Origin of the sequence: Halogeometricum sp. CBA1124 (assembly GCF_009741955.1) — an archaeon.
Classification (GTDB): domain Archaea; phylum Halobacteriota; class Halobacteria; order Halobacteriales; family Haloferacaceae; genus Halogeometricum; species Halogeometricum rufum.
Genome location: NZ_WPCD01000212.1, coordinates 1 through 6,356 on the forward strand (window position 1 = coordinate 1; position 6,356 = coordinate 6,356).

At 69.9% G+C, this 6,356-nt stretch carries 4 protein-coding genes and 4 pseudogenes; 2 read left to right on the forward strand and 6 right to left on the reverse strand.

Going from position 1 to position 6,356, the window contains the following annotated elements; translation table 11 throughout:
• Nucleotides 1–187, reverse strand: a pseudogene (locus GJ632_RS18355) (hypothetical protein); the annotation flags it as partial.
• Nucleotides 188–282: 95 nt separating this feature from the next.
• On the opposite strand from GJ632_RS18355, the gene GJ632_RS18360 reads away from it, so the two are divergent.
• Complete coding sequence (locus GJ632_RS18360; RefSeq protein WP_089804749.1) at nt 283–744, forward strand: phosphate-starvation-inducible PsiE family protein; 462 nt, start codon at nt 283–285, stop codon at nt 742–744.
• Between the two features lie 40 nt (nt 745–784).
• Here GJ632_RS18360 and nhaC read toward each other — a convergent pair.
• Both nhaC and GJ632_RS25600 read right to left on the reverse strand, forming a co-directional pair.
• Nucleotides 785–2,264, reverse strand: a pseudogene (gene nhaC / locus GJ632_RS18365) (Na+/H+ antiporter NhaC).
• 108 nt (nt 2,265–2,372) lie between these two features.
• Complete coding sequence (locus GJ632_RS25600) at nt 2,373–2,891, reverse strand: hypothetical protein (protein WP_343161252.1); 519 nt, start codon at nt 2,889–2,891, stop codon at nt 2,373–2,375.
• A gap of 68 nt (nt 2,892–2,959) precedes the next feature.
• Here GJ632_RS25600 and GJ632_RS25605 point away from each other — a divergent pair, with 68 nt between their 5' ends.
• On the forward strand, nt 2,960–3,589 hold the full coding sequence (locus GJ632_RS25605) for a HAMP domain-containing sensor histidine kinase (protein ID WP_343161253.1): 630 nt from the start codon (nt 2,960–2,962) through the stop codon (nt 3,587–3,589).
• Here GJ632_RS25605 and GJ632_RS18375 read toward each other — a convergent pair.
• From GJ632_RS18375 to GJ632_RS18385, 3 genes and pseudogenes are all read right to left on the reverse strand, one after another.
• Nucleotides 3,557–4,957, reverse strand: a pseudogene (locus tag GJ632_RS18375) (dihydrolipoyl dehydrogenase family protein). The gene GJ632_RS25605 and the pseudogene GJ632_RS18375 overlap by 33 nt on opposite strands.
• A gap of 84 nt (nt 4,958–5,041) precedes the next feature.
• A complete protein-coding gene (gene kdgK1, locus GJ632_RS18380) occupies nt 5,042–6,001 on the reverse strand; it encodes a bifunctional 2-dehydro-3-deoxygluconokinase/2-dehydro-3-deoxygalactonokinase (RefSeq protein ID WP_191453704.1) in 960 nt (319 codons plus the stop codon).
• Nucleotides 6,002–6,088: 87 nt separating this feature from the next.
• Nucleotides 6,089–6,356 (reverse strand): annotated as a pseudogene (locus tag GJ632_RS18385) (DNA mismatch repair protein MutL); the annotation flags it as partial.

Consider the following 6,356-nt stretch of genomic DNA (forward strand, 5'->3'; position numbering starts at 1 on the left):
CGACCGACTCGACCGTCTCCGCGAGTTCGCCCTCGTAGCCCGTCGCGTCCACGTACGTCGGCGCGAACGCCTCCTCGGGGTCCGCGTCCCCGTCGTCGCCCGCCGCCGGGAGTTCGACGAGGAGGAGTTCGTCGGGCTCCCGGGGCCGTCCGAGGACGCGGTATCGCCCCTCCGTGGTCAGGTCCATGGGCGACGTTGCGACCGAGGTGAAATAAGGGGGCTGGTTCGACGGGCGCGGCGTTGGGTACGTCGCTTTTGTTCTCACGACGGTAACACGTCTGTGTGAGTCTGGAAGCGTACGCCGAACGTTCGGAGTCCGTGATGCAGTGGCTCGAACTCGCCGCCGCGTACTTCCTCGTCGTTCTGTTCGCCATCGGCGTCTTCGACCTCGCGCTGTCGCTGTACGAACTGGTCGCTTCGGGGGACTTCACCGACCCGAACGCGGTCATCGACCTCATCGACACGGTCCTGGTCCTCCTCATCATCGTCGAGGTGTACCAGACCGTCGTCGCCTCCAGCCGGAACGAACCCGTCGTGCGTATCGTCATCAACGCCGCGCTCATCGCTATCGCGCGGAAAGTCATCAGTTTCCGTCCGGGAGAGTACGAGAGCGTGGAGGCGGCGTTCGTGGCTGCCGGGTCGTTCGCGCTCCTCCTCGCGGTACTCGTCCTCGCGTTCTTCGTGCTCCGGCGGGTGGACCTCGGCCCGATGGTCCCCGGTTCGACCTCGTCGCGCGACGAGTAGCCGCGCTCGCGCCCGGCCGTCCGGCCACGGGGGTCGGTCCTCAGTCGTCGGCCAGCGACTCGACGGCGCCCTTGATACCGACCGTCGTGTCCTCGGACTGCTTCGTGACGCGCCACCCGGTGTAGCCCATGACGATGAGGATGGCCGGCGAGAGGAAGCCGAGGAAGTAGTACGGCGCGTACTCCAGCGTCGGCACGCCCAGCACCGTCGCCATGTAGACGCCCCCCGCGTTCCACGGCACGAGCGCGCTGGTCGTCGTCCCGGACGCCTCGACGGCGCGCGAGAGGTTCCTGCTATCCAAACCGAAGTCGTCGTAGAGGCCGCGGAGGCTCATCCCGGGGACGACGATGCTCATGTACTGCTCGGCGGCGAGGACGTTCATGCCGAACGCCGACAGCGCCGTCCCAGCGGTGAGGCTCCCGACGCTGTGGAGCGACTGGCCGATGTGGTAGGCGACGACGGCCAGCACGCCCGTCCGTTCGAGGATGCCCCCCCAGCGCGAGGGCGGCCACGACGACGGTGATGGTCCACGACGACCCGACGAGGCCGCCCGACGACAGCAGTCCGTTGACGAGTTCCAGCCCCGTCTCGGCCGTCGTCCCCGACTGGGCCACCTCCATCGCGGCGACGACGCCCTCGACGGAGCGCGGCCCCTGCACGAGAATCTGCGTCGCCACGCCCGCGAACACGCCGGACGTGATGGCCGGCAGGGCGGGGTAGCCGTACAGCGCGAGACCGAACGTCAGGACGAGGGGGGCGAACGTCAGCGGCGAGACGGTGTAGGCGCCGGTGATGGCCGACTGAATCTCCGCGACGCGCCCCGGGGGAATCGCCCCCGTCGCGGTGAGGCCGAGATAGGTGTACAGCCCCAGCGAAATCAGCATCGCGATGCCCGTGCCGACGCGCATCGTCCGGACGTGAGTCATCAGGTCGGTGTTCGTCACGGCCGCCGCGAGGTTCGTCGTGTCCGACAGCGGCGACACCTTGTCGCCGGTGTACGCCCCCGTCAGCACCGCGCCCGCCGTCATCGGTTCGGGGATGCCGAGCCCCGCGCCGATGCCGATGAACGCGACGCCGAGCGTCCCCGCCGTCGTCCACGACGACCCGATGGAGAAGGCGACGACGGCCGCCAGCACCGTCGCCACCGGGAGGAATATCGCCGGCGACAGCAGCTCCAGCCCGTAGTAGATGAGCGAGGGAATCGTCCCCGCGCCCGTCCACGTCGAGATGAGCATGTAGATGACGAAGATGATGAGTATCGCCTGCATACCCATCCGAAGGCCGTCCACGATGCCCTCGTACATCGTCGCCCACGACGTGCCGTACCAGTACCGCCCGACGAGGCCGGTGAACGCGATGCCGACCAACAGCGGTAGCTGAGGGTCCAGGTCCAGTGCGATGGCACCGACGCTGAGGAACAGCAGCATCCCGAACACGGGGACGAGCGCGGCCAACAGCGAGGGTCGCTCGTCCTCCGGGATGTCCTCGTACGTCAGCGGGTCGAACGAGAGTGTCGCCATTACGCGCCGAGTATGCAACTGACGCATTTGTATTCGTCGCCTTGATGCGTCATAGGCATTCGGTACCGTGGGGAGGGCTCACAGCGGACGCCGGCGGAGACGAAAGTATCATGAATAATGACGTTCCACAACGCGTATCAGATGACGTCTCTCCGCCGATGGCTCAGCGACGGTCGATGGCTCTGGGCCCTCGGCGGTGGCTCGCTTCTCTGGCACGCCTCTCACTCCGTCGACCACGCCACGACGTACGACAGTCTCCCCACGGCCCTGTTCAGCGTCCTCGGGCCGAGTGCGGCGTCGCTGTTCGTCCTCGGTCTCGGCGTCGCCGTGGGCCGTCGTTGGGGCCCCGCATCGCTCCGCGGCGTCGGCCGGTGGGCCCTCGTCGGCGCCGCCGGCCTGACGCTGGTCGGCCTCCTGACCGTCGCGTACTTCCGCACGAACGGCGTCGCGCTTCCGGAGTGGGTCCACTTCGTGCTGAACGCGACCACCGGCGGCGCCGCGGGCGGCGCACTCGTCGGCGTCTACGACGAACGCGCGTCGCGCATCGCCGCCACCCTGCGACGGGAGCAACAGCGCGTCGGACTGCTGAACCAGCGACTCCGCGTTCTGAACCGGGTGTTGCGGCACGACCTCAGAAACGACATGAACGTTATCCAGGCTACGCCTCGCTCCTCGAAGCCGACGACGACCCCGAGGTGGCCGGGCGCGCCGAGACGATTCGCCGGACCGCCGAGGAACTCACCTCGCTGGGCGAACGCGCGCGCCACCTCGAACGCCTCCTCGACGACGAGACGGCCGAGACGCGGACGGACCTCGCGGCCGTCGTCGAACGCCGACTCGACGCGTTCGAGCGAGAGTACCCCCACGCGCAGGTCCGGGTCGACGTTCCCGACCGGGCACCGGTCGGTCCGGTCCCCCTCGTGGGCGTCGTCGTCGACTTGCTCGTCGAGAACGCCGTCGTCCACAACGACCGGGAGGAACCGATGGTGTCGGTCGGCGTCCGGACCGCCGAGGACCACGTCGTCCTCCGCGTCGCCGACGACGGCCCCGGCATCCCCGAGTCCGAACGCGCCGTCTTCGAGTCGGGGACGGAGACGCCGCTTCGCCACTCGGAGGGCCTCGGTCTCTGGGTGGTCGAGTGGGCCGTCACCGAGGCGGGCGGGCGACTCGACCTGCGCGACCGAGCGGTCGGCACCGTCGTCTCCGTCGCCCTCCCGCGCGTGGAACCGTCGCCGGCGGCGGCGACCGACGCGGCCCGCGACGCCGCCCCCGTCGCCGACCGCTGGGGCCCCTCACTCCAGTCGCTCCGCGGCGGCCCGGAGTAGTCCGTCGAGAATCTCCGGCGTGGTGGGGTGGTACGCGCGGTCCGGTATCGCTCGCACGTCCATCTCCTCCTCGACGACCACCTGCATCGTCTTGGCCATCACGTCCGCGTGGTAGTGCAGGCCCTGGTAGCCGAGGACGGTGCCGTCCGTCGCGACGACGAGCGAGGCCCGCCCTCTGGGCGTGAGCTTCGTCTTGAACACGCCATCGCTGGACGCCTCGCGGTGGACGACGTGGGAGTCCAGACCCGCCTCCTCGGCGGACGCCTCCGAGTGTCCGACGCGCGCGTACGGGTAGACGCTCGCCCCCGAGAAGACGACGTGGTGGTGGACGTTGTCGTACTCGCGGAGCGAATCGTCCCGCACGTCCGCGAGGACGTTCTCGGCGGCGACCGCACCCTGCTCTTTGGCGACGTGCAGGATTGGCTCTCGCCCGTTCGCGTCGCCGACGACGTACACCCGGTCGTCGTCGCGCGCCTGCATCGTGTCGCGGACCCAGCCGTCCGACTCGGGGTCGACGCCCGTCTCCGCGAGGCCGAGGCCGTCTACCGCGGGCCGCCGTCCGGTGAACAGGAACAGTCGCTCGGCGTCGATTTCGTCCGTACCGTCCGGTCCCTCGACGTGCATCCGCACGCCGTCGTCGGTGGACTCGACCCGTCGCTCCTGCGTCTCGGTCCGTATCTCGACGCCGAACTCCTCGCGGTACAGCGACAGAATCTCCTCGCCGTACGCCGGGTCGGCTTGGTCGAGGGGACGTTCGTCGTGTTCGACGACGGTGAGGTCCACGCCCGCCTCCGCGAGGTAGGGGACGAGTTCGAGGCCGACGTAGCCGAACCCCATCACGCGCCCGAGTCCGGGAGGGCCGTCGCGTCCAACACGTCCGCGCTGGTCAGGTAGTCGACCCCGTCGATGCCGTCCACGTCGGGCACGTTCACCGACGACCCGGTGGCGACGACGACGTAGTCGGCGTCGACCCGTTCGTCGCCGATTCGGAGCGTTCTGTCGTCGACGAACTGCGCCCGTTCGTGGCGGAACTCGACGCCCTCGCGGCCGTCCATCCGGTGGACCGCCGCGCGGCGGTGCGAGGCGAAGTTCGACGTGTGTTCGTCCTTCGTCGCCACGACGGCGTCGAGGTCCATCTCCGGCGGGTCGCCGTCGAGACGGTGGTCGTGACGGGTCTGGTACCGGTGCGCGGCGGCCGACAGCACCTCTTTCGAGGGCATGCACCCGCGGAGGATGCAGAGGCCACCGCCGGGCGTCCCGTCGTCGACGAGCGTGAGGCGGTCTATCTCGTCGCCGACGTGTTCGACGAGTCGTTCCGCGGCGGCGCGCCGGCGCTTCCGTAGCGCCGACGATGACGACGTGTGTCATACTACCGTAGCGTACGGCGAGAAGAATAGGCGTTCGGGCGTCCACGTCCGACGCGGGCGTCCGAGCGACGGTCCGCGGGCGCGACTACCGCGAGATGGCGTCGGCGTCCTCTTCGACGACGGCGGCGACTTCCTCGGGCGTGACGACGGCCAGGTCGCCGTCGATGGTCCGCTTCAGCGACGCCGTCGCGGCGCCGTAAGCCAGCGACGAGGGCACGTCGCCGCCGTCGAGGCGGTTCGCGAGGAACCCGCCGACGAACGCGTCGCCCGTCCCGATGGCGTCGAACGTCTCGGCGGCGTAGACGCCCTGTTCGTACACCTCGCCGTCGTGGACCGCCACCGACCCCTCGTCGCTCAGCGTGACGATGGCCGTCTCGAAGTCGTACTCGTCGGCGAGTTCCCGCGCCACGTCCGTCGGGTCACCGCTCCGTCCGAGACAGGCCTCGATGTCGCGTTCGGCCCCGACGAGGACGTCGACGTGGGAGAACAGCGACTCGTACTTCTCGCCGGCTTCCTCGGGCGTCCACAGTTTCGAACGGTAGTTCAGGTCGAACGCGGTGGTCGTGTCGGCGTCCTGCGCCGTCTCCAGGAGCGACGCCGTCGTCTCCGCCAGCGTCGAAGAGAGCGCGGGGGTGATACCGCTGGTGTAGAACACCTCGGCGTTCCGAACCGCGCCGCGCGGCAGTTCGGCCGGCTTCGCCGTCGTGACGGCGGCGCCCGACCGGTCGTAGATGACGTTCGTTCCGCGCGGGTCGCCGCCGTGTTCGAGGTAGTACGTCCCCATCCGCGTCTCCCCGGAGTCGTCCCACGCGATGCCCGTCCGGACGCCGTGGCTCCGCAGTTCCGAGACGACGCGCCGACCGAGCGGCGAGTCCGGCAGTTTCGACAGCCAGACGGCGTCGCACCCCAGTCGCGCGGCGGCGACGGCGACGTTGCTCTCCGCGCCGCCCGCCTGCACGTCGAGTTCGCCGGTGCGTTCCAGTCGGTCGCCGCGCGGCGGCGAGAGGCGCAGCATCGTCTCCCCGAAGGTCACGATGTCGGTCATGGCTGCCCGTTCTTCGAGGCGGCATATAAGTCCGGCCGGTCCGCCATCGCCGCCGCTCACACCGGCGGCGGGCCGTCGTCACCCCGACTACTCCGACCGCCGGCCGCCGTGGCCGGGGTAGTCCCGTTCGAACCGGTCCGCTATCTCGTCGCGGCCGAACTCGACGACGACCGGTCGGCCGTGCGGGCAGGCGTACGGGTTCTCGCAGTCGTCGAGCGCCGACAGGAGGTCCACGACCGACCCCTCGGTCAGCGAGGTGTTGCCCGTCACCGACGGGTAACACGCGAGGTCCGCGAGGAGTTCGTCGGCGACGGCGTCCACCGTCTCGTGGCCGCCGTCCTCGCCGTCGGAGACG